We start from the raw sequence: 15,975 nt of genomic DNA on the forward strand, positions 1-15,975 counted from the left end.
TTCTTCAAAGGCTCATGACGGTGGTTTGACGGCTTCGCACCGGCAAAACCAGCCGCGAAGCCGCAAACCATCGTCCGCACGACCGCTTGACCGCGCGCCGCCGAATCCGCACAGTGCGCGCAATCGACCTTTGAGAGGCTGCCATGACTCGCTTTGCCAAATCCGCTCTTGCTGCCCTGATTTCGCTTTGCACGCCGCTGGCCGCACCCCTTGGCATCACCAAGGCAGCGCAGGCCGCCGATCTTTCCGTCTATTCCGACGAGGACAGCGGCGTCTGTGGGCAGGCCTGGGTGCTGAACAAGATCTCCAGCCGCTTCTCTTATCAGGTGCATCACGTGCCGCATCTGCCTGATGTCTCGATCACCGATTTCCAGCGCATTCACCAGCATCGCTATCTGCCGGCAAGCGAAGAATGGCCGATCGGCCGCCGCTATTGCGGCGCCACCGTCAGCCTCTCCGATGGCCGTGCCCGCACCATCTGGTACCTGATCGAGGAAGGCCAGGGTTTTGCCTCGATCGGCGACAATGTCGAATTCTGCGTCTCGGGCTTCGACCGCTGGATGGTCTACAACGGCCGCTGCCGCGTCCTGCGCTGAGAGCAGTACCTTTCTCCACCTTAACGCCTGCGGCGAGATCCGCAGGCGTTTTCGTTTGGCGTCTTGACAGCCGGCCTGATCGGTCTCATAAAAACGAGACAGACCTGTCTCACTACTGGTGGAAGACCATGACGCCATCGCCTGCGATCGACAAACGCCAGCACGTCGTCGAAACAGCCTACACCCTGTTCAAGCGCGCCGGCTTCCATGCCACCGGCATCGACCGCATCATTGCCGAGGCCGATGTGGCGAAGATGACGATGTATCGCCACTTTCCGAGCAAGGACGAACTGATCGTCGAGGTGCTCGACTATCGCGCCCGGCGTTTCGAGCGTCAGCTCGACCAGCTTGCGCAAGAGGTCGCCACGCCGGAGCGCAAGATCGCCAAAATCTTGGACTGGCATGAGCGCTGGTTCAGCAGTCCTGATTTCCACGGCTGCCTGTTCGCGCATGCACTGGCCGAGTTCGGCGATCCCGCCCATCCGGTGTTCCAGGCCGTTGCCAGGCAGAAGAACGGCCTCAAGCGGCGCATGCAGGCGATCCTCGAGGCGGTGATGCCGTCAAAGCGGGCCGAGGGCGCTGCGGCGGCGCTGCTGATGCTGATCGAGGGCGCGACGCTGATGGCGCAGATGGGCGAGGCCGAAGCCGCCATCGATAGCGCCCGCAAGGCGGCCGATGCCGTCATAGCCAGCGCGCGTACAGCGCAATGAGCGCGACGGTCATTGCGCTCGCGCTGTTCGCGGCCATTCTGCACGCCGGCTGGAACGCCTTCCTGCGGACCGGAGCCGACAGGCTATGGACGGTCACCGTCATGAGCTTTTCGAGCACGCTCATCGCCATTCCAATGGCGCTTTACCATGAGCTTCCCACGACCGGCGCCTGGCCCTATGTCGCGCTCTCGGCCGGCCTCCAGGTCGGCTACAGCGTGTTCCTGGTCGCCGCCTACCGCTATGGCGAACTGGGGCAGGTTTATCCGATCGTGCGCGGCAGCGTGCCGCTGCTGGTTACACTCGGCGGTTTCGTGCTGGCCGGCCAGCATCTCACAAGGCCCGAGATCGTCGGCGTCACGCTGGTCGCCTGCGGCATCATGGGCCTGTCGCTCGGCAGGGGCAGGGCATCGACGACCTCGATCCTTTGCGCACTGGCGACCGGCGCGATCATCGCGGCCTACGCGACGGTCGACGCCATCGGCGTTCGCGTGGCGGGCGACAGCGGCGCCTACACCGCCTGGGTGCTGCTGATCTACGGCGCCTTGCTGCCGGCGACCTTCATCGTCCTGCGCGGCAGGCTTGTCGTCAACTTCAGCGCGCCCGAAACACGTAAGGCTCTCGCCGGTGGCTTGTTCGCGCTGCTTGCTTATGCCGTCGTGGTCGCCGCTTTCGCTCTCGGCCCGGCCGGCCCCATCACCGCCATCCGCGAAACCAGCGTTGTCTTTGCCGCCTTCATCGGTCGGCTCTTCCTCGGCGAGCAACTGACGCCGCGGCGCATCAGTGCCTGCGCCGTCGTCGCGCTTGGCGCCATCTGCCTGGGCTATCAGCCGTGAGCGGCAAGCGATCTCGATCGCGCTATCCTGTTCATGCGCTGCGGCCCGCACCGGAGATGTAAGCGCAGATCAGCTCGACAAGTTGTTTCTGCAACTCCGGGGCATCGAGCATGTCTCGCCGCGCTGCATTGTGGATGACGCCTTCGACCGCCGAGGACAGCACCCGCGCCACGGTCTCATTGTCCTTCCTACGCCGGCGATACTGTGCCACCGCCGCCGTATAGTGGTCGAGATAGCGCGACTGGAACGAGGCATGAGCGGCGCGCGAGCCGCGATCGCCCGGCGCCTCGTCGAGCAGCACCTGATGCAGGGTCGGATGGGCGCTGTGCGCCTCGATCATGCCGCGCACCAACTCCTGCGCGAATCGCTTGAGCGGCTTGTCGCCTTCTGCTGATTCGGCGATCACCGACAACACTTGGTCAAAATGTCGCCGACGAATTGCCTCGACCAGCGACAGCTTGTCGGGAAAATATTGATAGAGCGAGCCGATGCTGACACCGGCGGCTTCGGCCACCTTGTTGGTGGTGAAGCCGGCCCAGCCGAGCGCGCTCAGAACATGAGCACCGGCTTCGATGATCGCTTCGACAGTTGCGCGCGAACGCGCCTGGCGCGGCTGCTTGCGCATGCGCGAGCGCGACTTTGCAATGCGAGTAGACATGTCCGCTCCATCAGCCAAGAATATGGACAACATACTCACATTTTTTGGAAAGGATACGATCCATGAGCGCGCTGGATCTGCTTCGCAGTCTCTTCGTCTATCAAGCCTGGGCCAATGGCGAGTTGCTTGAGAAGCTCGCGAGCCTGGATCAGCAGAAGCATGCGAAGGAACGTCATGCTGCGATCCGTCTGCTCAACCACAATCTCGTCGTGTCGAGAATATTTTCGGCGCATCTTTCCGGCACGCGTCATGGCTACGCGTCCGACAACACCGAGACCACGCCGTCGCTCGATGAACTCGGCGCCGATATCGCTGCGATGGACCGCTGGTATCTCGACTATCTGGACGCTGTGCCGACAGAACTTCTGTCGCAGCCTGTGCCCTTTGTCTTCACCGACGGCGACAGGGCGATGATGTCGCGCGAGGAAATGCTGACCCATGTCGTCACCCATGGCGGCTACCATCGCGGTGAGATCGGGCGGATCCTGGTGCAGATTGGCGTCACACCGCCATGGGATACGTTTGCCGTCCACCTCCACCAGACAGAGCCCTCGCGGCGATTGCAGGTGATACGTGAGCCCGTTGGGGTGTAGGGCCTGAAAGCCTTACAATCCAAGGGAAGTGCGGCTACGCCGGACAGACGTAGTGATCCGCCACACCCCCCTCTGGCCTGCCGGCCATCTCCCTCGCAAGGTGGGAGATCAGCAACCTCGGCGCCTCGCTCATTCTTGCGACGCAGGTTGATTGGCGAAGGCCGACGCGACATCCAATCTCCTCCTTGCGGGGGAGATGCCCGCCAGGGCAGAGGGGGGTGCTGTCCCGCCGGCTTCAGGTTTCCGCTTCGTCACGGATCCGAATCGTTCGCCGGTTCAGGTGTCCACATCTCGCTCAAAATAAATGCGAGCAAGAAGCTCACATATAGTTTCGTGCTGTTTTTGTTGTCGCCTTGATCAAGCAAGATCAGTCGAGGGAATTCGACGGTTTTCGCAACCCGACAAGCTACCGATGACCACGCGCGATCGACGCCGCCGCAAGAGACTGTGAGCTTGACGAGAAGATCGCATGAGTCGCAACGCTCAGAAATTCTTCTGCAAAAGTTTGCTGTGACGCGCGAAGAATCTTTGCCGCTTTCGCCGTCGACCATCGCGGACATGCTCTCGGCGTAACCGAAATTTAATCTGCGTAATGCTTCGCTGGCTAGACACGCGCGAGTCAGATATGCATAGGCTCGCCGGGTCACTAACGGCCAACGGCACAAACGCAAGGGGCATCGCATGGCTAAGACGTCATCCAAAGCGCCGGCATCCAAGGCACCGGCAAAGAAAGCACCAGTAAAGGCAGTGGCGGCGAAAGCGGCAACTGCAGTGAAGAAGGCAGCACCTGCTGCCAAGCCGAAGGCGGCAGCGCCCAAGGCAAAGGCGGCACCGGCTAAGAAGCCGGCTGCGAAGGCTGCGGCGAAACCCGCAGTGAAGAAGGCAGCACCGGCCAAGGCCAAGGCTGCACCGGCAAAGAAGGCGGTACCTGCCAAGAAGCCGGCTGCCAAGGCTGCGGCGAAACCCGCCGCGAAGAAGGCACCTGCCAAGGCTCCGGCCAAGGCCGCCGCTGCGAAGTCTACCGCAGCCGTGAAGAAGGCAGCGCCTGCCAAGAAGGCAGCGCCTGCGAAGGCCGCGAAAAAGTAATCGCGTTTCTTCGCGCGCCGGGGACGATGCCGGGACATATGAGGGCGGGCGCCTTGGATACGCCGCGCCCTCCGTCCTGGTGTTAAGGGCACGAACAGAGGGGCGAACGTACTCTATCTTTCGCAGCTCCCAGGACTTCGCCTCACGGCGAAGTCCGGTGGGGCTTTTTTGTTGCCCTGAGCAGACCACACTGTCGATAACTGTTCCTCTGGAGGCCAGTTTTTCTTCCGCTGGCATTTGCCTGTAGACGTCGATCGGTAGAAACTCACTGTCTGCAAAAACAGGGAACCGATCATGCCGAAGCTGCTCTACGCGTCCTCATCCCCCTACAGCTCCAAGGTGCGCATGGCGGCACTCTATGCCGGCATCGCTGTTGATCTGGTGCCAATCAAGACCGAGGACAAGCCGGCCGAATTGATATCGGCCAATCCGCTCGGCAAGATTCCGGTGCTGGTGCTCGACGACGGCCGCTCGATCCACGACAGCCGCGCCATCACCCAGCACCTCAACCGCGCATCGAAGAATCTGTTGTTGCCGCGCAATGCCGACAAGCGGCTCGATGCCGAAGTGCTGGAGGCGCTGGCCGACGGCATCTGCGATTGCGCGCTGTCGATGGTTTATGAGCGGCGCACGCGGCCCGACGAGATGGTCTATCAGCCCTGGCTCGATCGCCAGTGGACGAAGATCACCGCCGCACTCGACCTCCTCAACGCCAATCCGCCGAAACTGCCGAAGAAGATCACGCTCGGCCAGCTGGCGCTGCGCGCCTGCCTCGGCTACCTCTCGCTGCGTTTCGCCGGCAAATGGGAAAAGGGCCGCGGCCGGCTGACCCGCTGGGCGGCGCGCTTCGACGAGAAGTTTCCGGAGCTGAAGGGGTCCGTGCCGGCGTGAGGGGACCCCTTTCCCCCTGCCGGGGGAAGGTGGCCTCGCGAAGCGAGGTCGGATGAGGGGAGAATGCAAGAACTACAAAAAAAGCCGGGCGCGAGGCCCGGCTTTCTTGTGTCGTGGCTTGAACGACAGTTAGAACTTCATACCGACGCCGAAGGTGACGCGGTTGTCGCTTTCCTTGACCTTGGTGCCGACACTGTCGAAGCTCTTGGAACCGAAGTCGGTGTAGCGGTACTCGACACGGCCGAACACATTGTCGGTGATCTTGATGTCGGTGCCGACGCCGGCCGTCCAGCCGAGCATGGTGTTGTCGTCGCTGCCCAGGGGGCTCGAGACCTTCTGGTTCTTCAGGGCGCCGCCGCCGGTGCCGTAGAGCAGGATTTCGGGGGTCACAGCATAGCCGAGACGGGCGCGCAGCGAGCCTTCGAAGCCGCCCTTGGAATTGACGCCGCCGCTGTCACCCTTGACGCCGTTGTAGCCGAGATCGGCTTCAGCACCGTACACGAAGTTCTCCTGCTGCCACTGGTAGCCGCCGAAAACGCCGCCGACAAAGCCCTTGGTCTTGATGTCGGGGCCGCCGTCGTGGACCTTGGCATGACCGCTGAAACCGTAGCCGGCGCTGATACCGGCGTAGGGGCCGGCCCAGGAAGCGACGGGAAGTTCGGCGATCGGGGCAGGTGCCGGGGGCTCTTCCGAGACGACGTCAGCGGCAAAAGCAGTGCCGCTGAGGGCGAAGAGCCCGAGCGCGACCGCGATTGGCGCGAATTTGAGATTGGCTTGCATTGTTGTTTACTCCTTAAGCCACAAGACACGTAGGCTTGTTTGTCTTGAACGCCATCAACCCGTCCGGGGGATGAAACGGATCTGGCACTCAACGGTTCCGAATGTCGTGTCAAAATGCGGCGGCAGCGAACCTGAAAATGGGTCATTCCCCGGCGCGAATGAGGCTGAAGCTTGACGTTGCATCTTCGCAACAGCGAAATGTCAGCAAGCTTGCGATGCTGCACTGCACTCGGCTTGGTGCAAGGAGTCCAGCGTCCTATATTGCGGTCCTGCCGGCCCGAATCCGGACGGGTCCAGGCGCTGAAAAAGCCGTTTCGCCACATTCCTGCCCCAGGTGGAAACGGCATTTAACCCCTGGACGCGTCACAATGTGCCGGCTAGCGGAATTGGGGCGCAGATTGAGGATTGACAGATGATCGAAGCCACAGGTGTGGCGCTGGTGACGGGCGGGGCAAAGCGGATCGGCAAGGCGATCGTTGAGGATCTGGCCGCGCATGGCTTTGCCGTCGCCATCCATGCCAACCGATCGGGCGCCGAGGCTGACGCGCTGGCCGCGCGCATCAGGGGCGAGGGCGGCCGCGCCGCCGTGGTTGCCGCCGACCTGACCGACATGGCCGCCGTCGGCGATCTCGTCGGCCGCGCCGAGGCCGCGCTCGGTCCGGTCACGCTTCTGGTCAACAATGCCTCGCTCTTCGTTGACGACAGCGTCGAAGATTTCGATTGGGTGGCATGGGACCGCCACTTCGCCATCCATGTGAAGACGCCGGCGCTGCTGGCACAGAACTTCGCCCGTGCCTTGCCGCATGGGCAGGAGGGGCTGATCGTCAACATCATCGACCAGCGCGTCTGGCGGCCGACGCCGCGCTATTTCTCCTACGCGCTGTCGAAGTCGGCTCTGTGGACGCAGACTGAGATGCTGGCGCAGGCGCTCGGTCCGCGCATCCGCGTCAACGCCATCGGCCCCGGTCCGACGCTGAAGAATGCGCGCCAGGAAGATCACGATTTCGACAAGCAGGTCGACGGCCTGATCCTGAAGCGCGGCCCGAAACTGGCCGAATTCGGCGCCACCATCCGCTATCTCTGGGAGGCGCGCTCGGTGACCGGCCAGATGATCGCGCTCGACGGCGGCCAGCATCTTGCATGGCAGACGCCGGATGTGACAGGCATGGTGGAATGAGTCCCGCAGACCAGAAACACAAGACGCGCGCCGGCGCCGCTGACGATATGCCGCCCGACATCGACCTCGAGGACGAGGCGGCCGAGGAGATCGTCGAGCCCGAGGCCGCCGGGCCCGATGTCGCCTTCACCGCGATAGACTGGGCGCCGCATGCCGGCGACGCCGACGGCATGGTCGGCGCCGAGGTCATCCAGACGCTGGTCAAGCGACTGCCCAATGCGCCCGGCGTCTACCGCATGATGAACGCCGCCGGCGACGTGCTTTATGTCGGCAAGGCGCGCAGCCTGAAGAAGCGGGTGACCAACTACGCGCAAGGCCGGTTCCATACCGCCCGCATCGGCCGCATGGTGCGCGAAACGGCGACGATGGAGTTCGTCGTCACCCGCACCGAGATCGAAGCGCTGCTGCTCGAAGCCAATCTTATCAAGCGCTTGCGGCCGCGATTCAATGTGTTGATGCGGGACGACAAATCGTTCCCTTACATCCTGTTGACCGGCGATCATGTCTCGCCCGGTATCTACAAGCATCGCGGTGCGCGCTCGCGCAAGGGCGACTATTTCGGCCCGTTTGCCTCGGCCGGCGCCGTCGGGCGCACCATCAATTCGCTGCAGCGCGCCTTCCTGCTCAGAAGCTGCACCAACTCGTTCTACGAGAACCGCACGCGGCCGTGCCTGCTCTACCAGATCAAGCGCTGCGCCGGTCCTTGCACCGGCGAGATCTCGCATAGTGACTATGCCGAGCTGGTCGCCGAGGCGAAGGATTTTCTGTCCGGCCGCAGCCAGAAGGTGAAGACCGAGATCTCTGAAGCCATGCAACAGGCGTCGCAGGAGCTCGATTTCGAGCGCGCCGCCATCTATCGCGACCGGCTAGCGGCGCTGTCGCATGTGCAGAGCCATCAGGGAATCAACCCGGCAACGGTCGATGAGGCCGATGTCTTCGCCATCCACCAGGAGGGCGGCCAGGTCTGCATCCAGGTGTTCTTCTTCCGCACCGGCCAGAACTGGGGCAATCGCGCCTATTTCCCCAAGGCCGATCCGGCGCTGGAGGGGGCGGAAGTGCTGGGCTCGTTCCTGGCGCAGTTCTATGACGACAAGCCGACGCCGCGGAACATTCTTCTGTCCCGAGCCGTCCAGGACCAGGAACTGCTGGCCGAGGCGCTTTCCACCCGCGCCGGCCGCAAAGTGTCGATCTCGGTGCCGCAGCGCGGCGAGAAGAAGGATTTGACCGACAACGCGCTGCAAAATGCCCGCGAGGCGCTCGGCCGCCGGCTGGCCGAAACCTCGACGCAAGGCAGGCTGCTCGCCGGCTTTGCCGAGACCTTCGGCTTGCCGAAGCCGCCCGTGCGCATCGAGGTCTACGACAATTCGCACATTATGGGCACCAACGCCGTCGGCGCCATGGTCGTCGCCGGGCCGGAAGGTTTCGTGAAGAACCAGTACCGGAAATTCAACATCCGCTCGACCGAGATCACCCCCGGCGACGACTTCGGCATGATGCGCGAGGTGATGGAGCGGCGTTTTTCAAGGCTGCTGAAGGAGCATGGCGATGTCGCTGTGGCCGACGATGCGGCCGCAGGCGAGGCGGCCGACGATATCGAGGACGACATTTCCGGCAGTTTCCCGGCCTGGCCCGACGTCATCCTGATCGATGGCGGCCAGGGCCAGATGAGTGCGGTGCGCAAGATCCTCGCCGATCTCGGCATCGAGGACCGGGTCGTCGCGATCGGCATCGCCAAGGGCCAGGACCGCGATGCCGGCCGCGAACGCTTCTTCGTCAAGGGCAGGGACTCGTTTTCGCTCCCGGTGCGTGACCCCGTGCTCTATTTCGTCCAGCGGCTGCGCGACGAGGTCCACCGCTTTGCCATCGGTTCGCATCGCGCGCGGCGCAAGAAGGAATTGGTCAAGAGCCCGCTGGACGAGATCGCCGGCATCGGTCCCGGCCGCAAGCGCGCCTTGCTGCTCGCCTTCGGCACCGCCAAGGCGGTCAGCCGTGCGGCGGTCGAGGATCTGGTCAAGGTCGACGGCATTTCCGAGCAGGTGGCGAAACTGGTCTACAACCATTTCCACGAAAGCTGACCGCCGAGGTGCTATTTTCGTCTGGCCAATCGAATCTCGGCTGTTGACCCCCTACATCCGGTTCTGATTTGAGTACGCAGGCAGAAAGAGTCCCCCCGATATGGCCAAGCGCGCGTTCAACCTGCCCAACATGCTCACCTACGCCCGCATCGTCGCGGTGCCGCTGGTGGTGCTGTGCTTTTTTCTCGAAGGGCACCTGAAATCGAGCGACTTCGCCCGCTGGTCGGCGCTGATCATCTTCCTGCTGGCCTCCATCACCGATTATCTCGACGGCTATCTGGCGCGCGCCTGGCAGCAGACCTCCAACATCGGCAAGATGCTCGATCCGATAGCCGACAAATTGCTGGTCGCCACCTGCCTGCTGCTCTTGGCCGCCGACACCGACCGCCACGCCGGCATCGCCGGCTGGTCGCTGTGGGCGGCGATCATCATCCTGTGCCGCGAGATCCTGGTCTCGGGCCTGCGCGAATATCTGGCGGCGCTGAAAGTCTCGGTGCCGGTGACCCAGCTCGCCAAATGGAAGACCGCCATCCAGATGGTCGCCATCGCCTTCCTGCTTGCCGGCCCTGCCGGCGACAAGATCTTCCCGCTGACCACGCAGACCGGGCTGGTGCTGTTGTGGATCGCCGCATTGGTCACGCTCTACACCGGCTACGACTATTTCCGCGCCGGCCTCAAGCACATCATGGACGAGTGAGATGACCACGCGGCTCATCTATTTTGCCTGGGTGCGCGAACGGATCGGCAAGCCTGAGGAAGACGTCGAATTGCCCGCCGGCATCGAGACGGTGGCCGACCTCTTGCGCTGGCTGAAATCCCGTGGCGAGGAGTATGAGCACGCGCTGCAATATCCCGACGTGATCCGCGTCGCCATCAACCAGGAACATGTCGAGCATCGGGAAAAGGTCGCCGGCGCGCGCGAGATCGCGCTGTTTCCGCCGATGACCGGGGGCTGACACCATGTCCGGTGTGCCGATGGTGCGCATCCAGCGCGAGGATTTCGACGTTGCCACCGAGATCACCAGGCTGACGCAGGGCCGCGCCGACATCGGCGCCGTGGTGTCTTTCCAAGGCCTCTGCCGTGACGAGCAAGGCCAGCTGTCGGCACTCGAGCTCGAACACTATCCCGGCATGGCCGAAGCCGAGATCGGCCGCATCGCCGCCGACGCCATAGCACGCTGGCCATTGCAAGGGCTCACCGTCATCCATCGCCACGGCAAGATCGCACCCGGCGAAAACATCGTGCTGGTGGTGGCGGCCTCCGCGCACCGGCAGGCGGCGTTTGAAGCGGCGAATTTCCTGATGGATTTCCTGAAATCGCGCGCGCCGTTCTGGAAGAAGGAACATCGCCTAGACGGCACCGACGGCGGCTGGGTCGAGGCCAAGGACGCCGACGACCAGGCTGCGGCGCGCTGGACACAGTCGCCGCCGGACTGATCCGCAGCCGGAATAATTTCATGCAGCCGCCTTCCATTGACCGCATTCGCCTAGCCAAATCGCATCTGGCAAAAGGGAGCAAGGGCATGCTGGACAGGATCGCTGAATTCTTCGTCTTCGGTTTTGTGCCGCTTGTCGTCGGCATGCTGGCCGTTCCCGAAATGTCTGTTGCCGCCGAGAAAACCCTGAAGGGCGAGGTGATGTATCGCGAGCGCATCGCGCTGCCGCCCAACGCCGTACTTTCGGTACAGCTGGCCGATGTGTCTTTGGCCGATGCGCCGGCCGCCATTGTCGGCGAACGCAAGGTGGCGCCGGCCGGCCAGGTGCCGATCAAGTTCGAGATCAGCTTCGATCCAACGGTGATCCGGCCCAACACGACCTACGCGCTGCAGGCGCGCATCACCGCCGACGACAAGCTGCTGTTCATCACCGACACACGCTATCAGGTCGATCCGCTGAGCGATGCGCGGCAGACCATCGTGCTGAAAATGGTGGCGCCCAGCGACACGCCGACCTCCGCCTCGCTGTTCGATCAGAGCTGGCTGGTCGAATATATCGACGGCATCGGTGTGATCGCGCAACCGAAGGCGACGTTCAGGGTCAGCGAAGCCGGCAAAGCCGGCGGCAGCGGCCCTTGCAACGCCTATTTCGCCACCGCCAAGGTCGAGGGCTCGACGATCGCCGTCAGCGACATCGGCTCGACCTACAAGGCCTGCGCGCCGGAGGTGATGGCCGAGGAAAAGGCGCTGTTCGAGGCGTTGGTCAAGGCGGCGTCGTACCATATCGATGCTGGCAAGCTCACCATCGCCGACAAGGACGGCCGCGAGATTCTGCGGTTCAACGCGGCAAGCTGACGTCGACGGACCGGGCGTGGCGGCGGCGTGGGAATCGTCTTCGCGACTTTTCCGACCCGGATTACGCGACAGCCGGGAATAGTCCGGCCGCGCGAAGCGTTAACTTCCCATATGGCGGGTAGGCAAAAGGGACATGTCCCTTCACCGAAGCCGCCAGACCGAATGCGGCTCGATCTGGCCACTCAAAAAGGAGTCCAGACATGAAAAAGCACGCGCTTATCCTTGCCGCCACAGGCGTGATGCTCTCCAAAGTGGTCAACTGGCGGCGCGGCGTTTCACGGAACTGAAAACGCTGCTCGGCGACCTCTGGGACACGCCGCTCATTCGTTGAGCTCAGACCGGCTTCGCCTTCTCGAACCGCGCCCCATAGTGATAGGGCGGCACCTCGACCAGTTTAACAAGCTTCAGGCCGCCGGCTTCGACATCCGCGCTGGTCTGTCGCGGCGACAGCCTGAGTTCGGTTCGCGGGCCGCGCGGCTCGCCCATCACCGTGGTCGTCTCGCGCGGGTGCTGGTGCCAGTTGACGATGGCAAAATGTCCGCCGGGGGCGAGCGCTTCGCGCACGGCACGTGCCAGCCGCGGCCGGTCGGGCACGCCGTGGAAGGCGTTGGCCATGAAGACGAAGTCGACTGGCCGGGACACCAGGCTCGCGAGTTCGTAGGCGTCGCCGGCGACAAATTCGCAATTGGTTACGCCGGCGCCGATCAGCCGTCGTTGCGCGGCCTCCAGCAGGTCGGCATCGATATCGATGGCGATGACACGGCGGGCGACGGCGGCGATCGGCAGCGTGAACCAGCCGTCGCCGCAGCAGAGGTCGACCACCTCCATGCCCGGCTTCAGCCCGGTTGCCGCAAGCACGCCGGCGGGATCCGGCCACAGCGCCTCCCACCAGCCGCTCGACGGCATCTCGGTGCCTTGGAAGAAACCTGGGATGGCACTGGTCATGGTCGGGTCGGATCCGCTGGTGCGTGATCCGACCTTAGCGCAGGCCGATCTTCGGGGGGAGTGCAGCGAGGTCCGACGCCAATGAAAAAGGCCGGCGAAACGCCGGCCTTTGCATGCATTCCGTTCCGTCGGCTCAGCCGACGATCTCGGTGTCGGAGAACCAGTACTTGATCTCCTGTGCGGCGGTTTCCGGCGCATCGGAGCCGTGCACCGAGTTCTCGCCGATCGACAGCGCGTGGACCTTGCGGATGGTGCCCTCGGCGGCGTTGGCCGGGTTGGTGGCGCCCATCACTTCGCGGTTCCTGGCAATGGCGTTTTCGCCTTCCAGCACCTGCACAATGGTCGGCGCCGACGACATGAATTCCACCAGCTCGCCAAAGAACGGGCGATCCTTGTGGACGGCGTAGAAGCCTTCTGCCTCACGGCGGCTCATCCACACACGGCGCGAGGCGATGACGCGCAGGCCGGCCTCTTCCAGCATCCTGGTGATGGCGCCGGTGAGGTTGCGCCGGGTCGCGTCCGGCTTGATCATGGAAAAGGTGCGTTCGATCGCCATTGGTCGTCCTTGTGATGAAGAGTGGAATTGGGAGTGGCGGGCTCTATACAAGCCGCCCGGCCCATTGCCAAGGGGAGGCGCTCGACCCGCGCTATTGCGCCGCGACCGCCTACGGATCGTATTCCGGTTGGTGCCACGGCAAGGGGGGGAATTGTTGCACGTAAGCCCGATCCGAAGGAATATCGGCTAAACAGAGAGCGCGGCAGCGGAGTATCTTCGACGAGATGAACCGGCACAACCTTAGACCCGGGGATGTCAAGGGCATCCTGTTGATGGTTGGGATATTTGCCGCCGTCGCGCTGGTCATGTTGTTCTTTCCCGGGCTTGGGAAGAACACGAATTTCGGCTTCGGCCCGGAATGGCAATGTACGCCGATGCCGAAGGGCGACCCGATCTGCGTCAGGCTCATCGCCAAGGATGAGGCGAAGTGACTTATCGCCAAAGAAAATGATCGGCCTACCGCCTGATCAGCACGGGCGGTCGCCGGCGCTCCCAGCCTTCGCGCTCCAGCGTCGGCACATCGTGCTCCTCGCTGGGATAGCCAAGGCAGAAATACCCGATCAGTGTCCATTCGGGCGGTGTGTCGAGGATCTTGGCCATCTCGGTCGCGTCGAGGATCGACACCCAGCCCATGCCGATGCCTTCTGCGCGCGCCGCCAGCCACAGAGTATGCACCGCCATGACGGCCGAATAGTCGATGGTCGCCGGCATTGTCATGCGGCCGAGCCTGTGGCCCTGTTGCGTTGTGCGATCGGCGAAAACCGCGAACTGGCAGGGTGCTTCGTTGAGACCGGCAAGCTTCAGCCGGGCGTAGAGCGCTGCGCGCTCGCCCGAAAAGCATGTGAGCGCCTCGGCATTGCAGCGCTCGAAAGAGCCTCTCACGGCCGCGCGCCGTTCGGCGCTGTCGACCACCACGAAGCGCCATGGCTGGCTGAGCCCGACGGACGGCGCGATGCTGGCAAGCTCCAGCAGCCGTTCCAGCGTCCCCTCGGGCAAAGCCGTCCGTTCGAAGCGCCGCACATCCCTGCGCCAGCGCAGCAGCGTAACGAGCCCGGCGCGAAAATCGGCGGTGAAATCGGGGGATGGTGGCATCGGGATCTCGTCAGGGGATAGGCAGTAGGGCTTAGGCAATAGGCAGCAGGGGTGTACAGCGTGTACGAACTATTTCCTACTGCCTAAGCCCTACTGCCTACTCCCTCATGCTGCTGCCGCGACCGTCCGGCCGAGGCCGTCATGAAGGTCGAGGCAGCGTTCGAACCATTGCGCAACGAGGTCGCTTTCGTCGAGCAAGCGATAGGGCGAGGTAATGCGCGCCCATTGCAGCGCGCCGAAGACGATATAATCGGCAAAGAGCGGCAAGGCGCCGCCTATGAACGGCTGATAGCTGAGCATCGAACGCAGCGGCTCCAGCGCGGCACGGAAGCCGGCGAGCCCGGCATCGCGGGCCGCCGTCACCGCTTCCAGCGGCTTGCCGAAGCGCTGCTCACGGCTGGAGCGGAAATAGGCGGCGTTCTCGTCGTCCTGCATGGCGTGGATGTCGAGCAGCGCGGCCGTTGTGACATAGGGATGGATGGTGAGCTGCGACCAGCGCTCGATGAAACGCGCCATTGCCTTGCCGCCGTCGCCGGCAAACAGCGTCGGCCGCTCGGGATAGGTCTCGTCGAGATAAAGCGCGATGGCGAAGGAATCGGCCAACACACGCTCGCCGTCGCGGATCACCGGCACGGTCTTCGAGATGCCGCCCTCGACCCTGGGTACGTCGAGGAAGCGCGTCGGCAGGCTGGATCTGCCCAGACCTTTATGTGCAAGCGCCATGGCAATCTTCCAGCAATGCGGGCTGAACGGACGGGCAGCGTCGCGTCCGACGAGTTCATAGAACAGAATGGTCATTGGCGGCTGCGTCCTCGCGGTCTAATTAGGCGCCTGCGGCTGAAGCGGAACTCGTCGGCGGGAAGAAAAGATGAAACAGCATTTCATGATGTTTGCGGCCTACAATCAATGGGCCAATGGCCGCATCTACGGTGCCGTCGCCGAACTTGACGAGGAAGAGTTCAACCGCGATGTGGGCGCGTTTTTCGGCTCGATGATGGGCACCCTCAACCATCTGCTTGCCACCGACCGCATCTGGATGAAGCGCTTCACCGGCGAGGGCGATGCACCTGCAAAGCTCGACGCTATCCTGCACCGCGCTTTGCCAGGCTTAAAGCTGGCGCGCGAGGCCGAGGACAGGCGGATCGTCGACTGGGTCGGCGGTCTGACTGAAAAGGCCTTGTCCGGCCGCTTCTCCTACATGACCGTTTCCGACATGCGCACCGTCTCGCAGCGGCTGGCGCCGGCGCTGGGCCACGTCTTCAACCACCAGACCCATCACCGCGGCCAGGCGCATGCCATCCTGACCATTCTCGGCCGGCCCTCGGTATCGCTTGATCTGGCACTTTTCCAGCGCACGGACGAAGGCCGCGCCTACGCCTGATCTGCTGGCCGCGTTTCGGGTTTGAAGACACTGGAGCGACACTGGAGTGGTTCACCGTTTCACGGAAACGCCGAACCGCTCCGCTCTTCGTTAGACTGACAACCGTCACATTCGTGGATTCGCTGGGCTGCCTTGCGGTCGGTGCATTTGCGCCGGCCGTCGATGCCCCGACGAATAACGTCAGGCTCTGAATCCCTCGGTTTTGAAGGCACAACGCCGTCCGGTGACAGGCTCCGCCCTTCCGTGGCGCTTCTGCGCTCAGGGTGCAGATACTACCCGAGCCAACTTACAGTGGAGTTTTTGTTGATAGA

Annotated in this window: 20 protein-coding genes; 13 read left to right on the top strand and 7 right to left on the bottom strand. The window is 63.3% G+C overall.

The annotated features are described in order from the left end of the window. The first annotated feature begins 143 nt into the window (after nt 1-143). The 3 genes from AC1D1N_RS20865 (at nt 144) to AC1D1N_RS20875 (ending at nt 2,139) form a co-directional block, all read left to right on the top strand. Nucleotides 144-596, top strand: a complete 453-nt coding sequence (locus AC1D1N_RS20865) for a hypothetical protein (RefSeq protein WP_112560824.1) — start codon at nt 144-146, stop codon at nt 594-596. A 128-nt stretch (nt 597-724) separates the two neighbouring features. Next, on the top strand, nt 725-1,306 hold the full coding sequence (locus AC1D1N_RS20870; RefSeq protein ID WP_436259132.1) for a TetR/AcrR family transcriptional regulator: 582 nt from the start codon (nt 725-727) through the stop codon (nt 1,304-1,306). Then, entirely contained in the window at nt 1,303-2,139 is an 837-nt protein-coding gene (locus AC1D1N_RS20875) for an EamA family transporter (protein ID WP_436259133.1), read from the top strand. Before AC1D1N_RS20870 ends, AC1D1N_RS20875 begins: the two co-directional genes overlap by 4 nt. A gap of 31 nt (nt 2,140-2,170) precedes the next feature. Here AC1D1N_RS20875 and AC1D1N_RS20880 read toward each other — a convergent pair whose 3' ends face one another. Then, complete coding sequence (locus AC1D1N_RS20880; RefSeq protein ID WP_477350726.1) at nt 2,171-2,797, bottom strand: TetR/AcrR family transcriptional regulator; 627 nt, start codon at nt 2,795-2,797, stop codon at nt 2,171-2,173. A 62-nt stretch (nt 2,798-2,859) separates the two neighbouring features. On the opposite strand from AC1D1N_RS20880, the gene AC1D1N_RS20885 reads away from it, so the two are divergent. Beyond that, nucleotides 2,860-3,390: a DinB family protein gene (locus AC1D1N_RS20885; protein WP_352585119.1), complete on the top strand. Its 531-nt coding sequence runs from the start codon at nt 2,860-2,862 to the stop codon at nt 3,388-3,390. A gap of 251 nt (nt 3,391-3,641) precedes the next feature. Here AC1D1N_RS20885 and AC1D1N_RS20890 read toward each other — a convergent pair whose 3' ends face one another. After that, nucleotides 3,642-4,514 (bottom strand): hypothetical protein, encoded by an 873-nt coding sequence (locus AC1D1N_RS20890; protein WP_436259135.1) that lies wholly within the window; start codon nt 4,512-4,514, stop codon nt 3,642-3,644. 256 nt (nt 4,515-4,770) lie between these two features. On the opposite strand from AC1D1N_RS20890, the gene AC1D1N_RS20895 reads away from it, so the two are divergent. Continuing rightward, a complete protein-coding gene (locus AC1D1N_RS20895; RefSeq protein ID WP_477350728.1) occupies nt 4,771-5,367 on the top strand; it encodes a glutathione S-transferase family protein in 597 nt (198 codons plus the stop codon). Nucleotides 5,368-5,496: 129 nt separating this feature from the next. Here the strand turns inward: AC1D1N_RS20895 and AC1D1N_RS20900 are convergent, their stop codons facing one another. Next, nucleotides 5,497-6,147 (bottom strand): outer membrane protein, encoded by a 651-nt coding sequence (locus tag AC1D1N_RS20900; RefSeq protein WP_112560830.1) that lies wholly within the window; start codon nt 6,145-6,147, stop codon nt 5,497-5,499. 412 nt (nt 6,148-6,559) lie between these two features. On the opposite strand from AC1D1N_RS20900, the gene AC1D1N_RS20905 reads away from it, so the two are divergent. The 6 genes from AC1D1N_RS20905 (at nt 6,560) to AC1D1N_RS20930 (ending at nt 11,690) form a co-directional block, all read left to right on the top strand. Then, nucleotides 6,560-7,324, top strand: coding sequence for an SDR family oxidoreductase (locus tag AC1D1N_RS20905; protein ID WP_477350731.1), 765 nt, complete (start codon nt 6,560-6,562; stop codon nt 7,322-7,324). Next, on the top strand, nt 7,321-9,399 hold the full coding sequence (gene uvrC, locus AC1D1N_RS20910) for an excinuclease ABC subunit UvrC (RefSeq protein WP_477350733.1): 2,079 nt from the start codon (nt 7,321-7,323) through the stop codon (nt 9,397-9,399). Before AC1D1N_RS20905 ends, uvrC begins: the two co-directional genes overlap by 4 nt. A gap of 100 nt (nt 9,400-9,499) precedes the next feature. Then, nucleotides 9,500-10,096: a CDP-diacylglycerol--glycerol-3-phosphate 3-phosphatidyltransferase gene (pgsA, locus tag AC1D1N_RS20915; RefSeq protein ID WP_023673449.1), complete on the top strand. Its 597-nt coding sequence runs from the start codon at nt 9,500-9,502 to the stop codon at nt 10,094-10,096. Between the two features lies 1 nt (nt 10,097). Further along, complete coding sequence (moaD, locus tag AC1D1N_RS20920) at nt 10,098-10,355, top strand: molybdopterin converting factor subunit 1 (protein ID WP_112560833.1); 258 nt, start codon at nt 10,098-10,100, stop codon at nt 10,353-10,355. Nucleotides 10,356-10,359: 4 nt separating this feature from the next. After that, the gene (locus tag AC1D1N_RS20925; RefSeq protein ID WP_477350735.1) at nt 10,360-10,836 is read left to right on the top strand and encodes a molybdenum cofactor biosynthesis protein MoaE; all 477 of its coding nucleotides are present in this window, start codon (nt 10,360-10,362) and stop codon (nt 10,834-10,836) included. A gap of 86 nt (nt 10,837-10,922) precedes the next feature. Next, complete coding sequence (locus AC1D1N_RS20930; protein WP_436259139.1) at nt 10,923-11,690, top strand: YbaY family lipoprotein; 768 nt, start codon at nt 10,923-10,925, stop codon at nt 11,688-11,690. A 333-nt stretch (nt 11,691-12,023) separates the two neighbouring features. Here AC1D1N_RS20930 and AC1D1N_RS20935 read toward each other — a convergent pair whose 3' ends face one another. Then, nucleotides 12,024-12,635: a class I SAM-dependent methyltransferase gene (locus AC1D1N_RS20935; protein ID WP_436259140.1), complete on the bottom strand. Its 612-nt coding sequence runs from the start codon at nt 12,633-12,635 to the stop codon at nt 12,024-12,026. Nucleotides 12,636-12,768: 133 nt separating this feature from the next. Beyond that, nucleotides 12,769-13,191 carry a nucleoside-diphosphate kinase gene (gene ndk, locus AC1D1N_RS20940; RefSeq protein ID WP_192259008.1) on the bottom strand — a complete coding sequence of 141 codons (423 nt, stop codon included), beginning with the start codon at nt 13,189-13,191 and terminating at the stop codon, nt 12,769-12,771. A 224-nt stretch (nt 13,192-13,415) separates the two neighbouring features. On the opposite strand from ndk, the gene AC1D1N_RS20945 reads away from it, so the two are divergent. Then, nucleotides 13,416-13,622, top strand: coding sequence for a hypothetical protein (locus AC1D1N_RS20945; protein WP_477350737.1), 207 nt, complete (start codon nt 13,416-13,418; stop codon nt 13,620-13,622). A 25-nt stretch (nt 13,623-13,647) separates the two neighbouring features. On the opposite strand, the gene bluB is transcribed toward AC1D1N_RS20945, so the two are convergent. Next, the gene (gene bluB, locus AC1D1N_RS20950) at nt 13,648-14,283 is read right to left on the bottom strand and encodes a 5,6-dimethylbenzimidazole synthase (protein WP_436259141.1); all 636 of its coding nucleotides are present in this window, start codon (nt 14,281-14,283) and stop codon (nt 13,648-13,650) included. A 105-nt stretch (nt 14,284-14,388) separates the two neighbouring features. After that, entirely contained in the window at nt 14,389-15,081 is a 693-nt protein-coding gene (locus tag AC1D1N_RS20955) for a glutathione S-transferase family protein (protein ID WP_436259142.1), read from the bottom strand. 70 nt (nt 15,082-15,151) lie between these two features. Here AC1D1N_RS20955 and AC1D1N_RS20960 point away from each other — a divergent pair, with 70 nt between their 5' ends. Continuing rightward, nucleotides 15,152-15,664: a DinB family protein gene (locus tag AC1D1N_RS20960; RefSeq protein WP_477350740.1), complete on the top strand. Its 513-nt coding sequence runs from the start codon at nt 15,152-15,154 to the stop codon at nt 15,662-15,664. The last annotated feature ends 311 nt before the right edge of the window (nt 15,665-15,975 follow it).

It is taken from the genome of Mesorhizobium sp. P2_B5 (genome assembly GCF_056404775.1).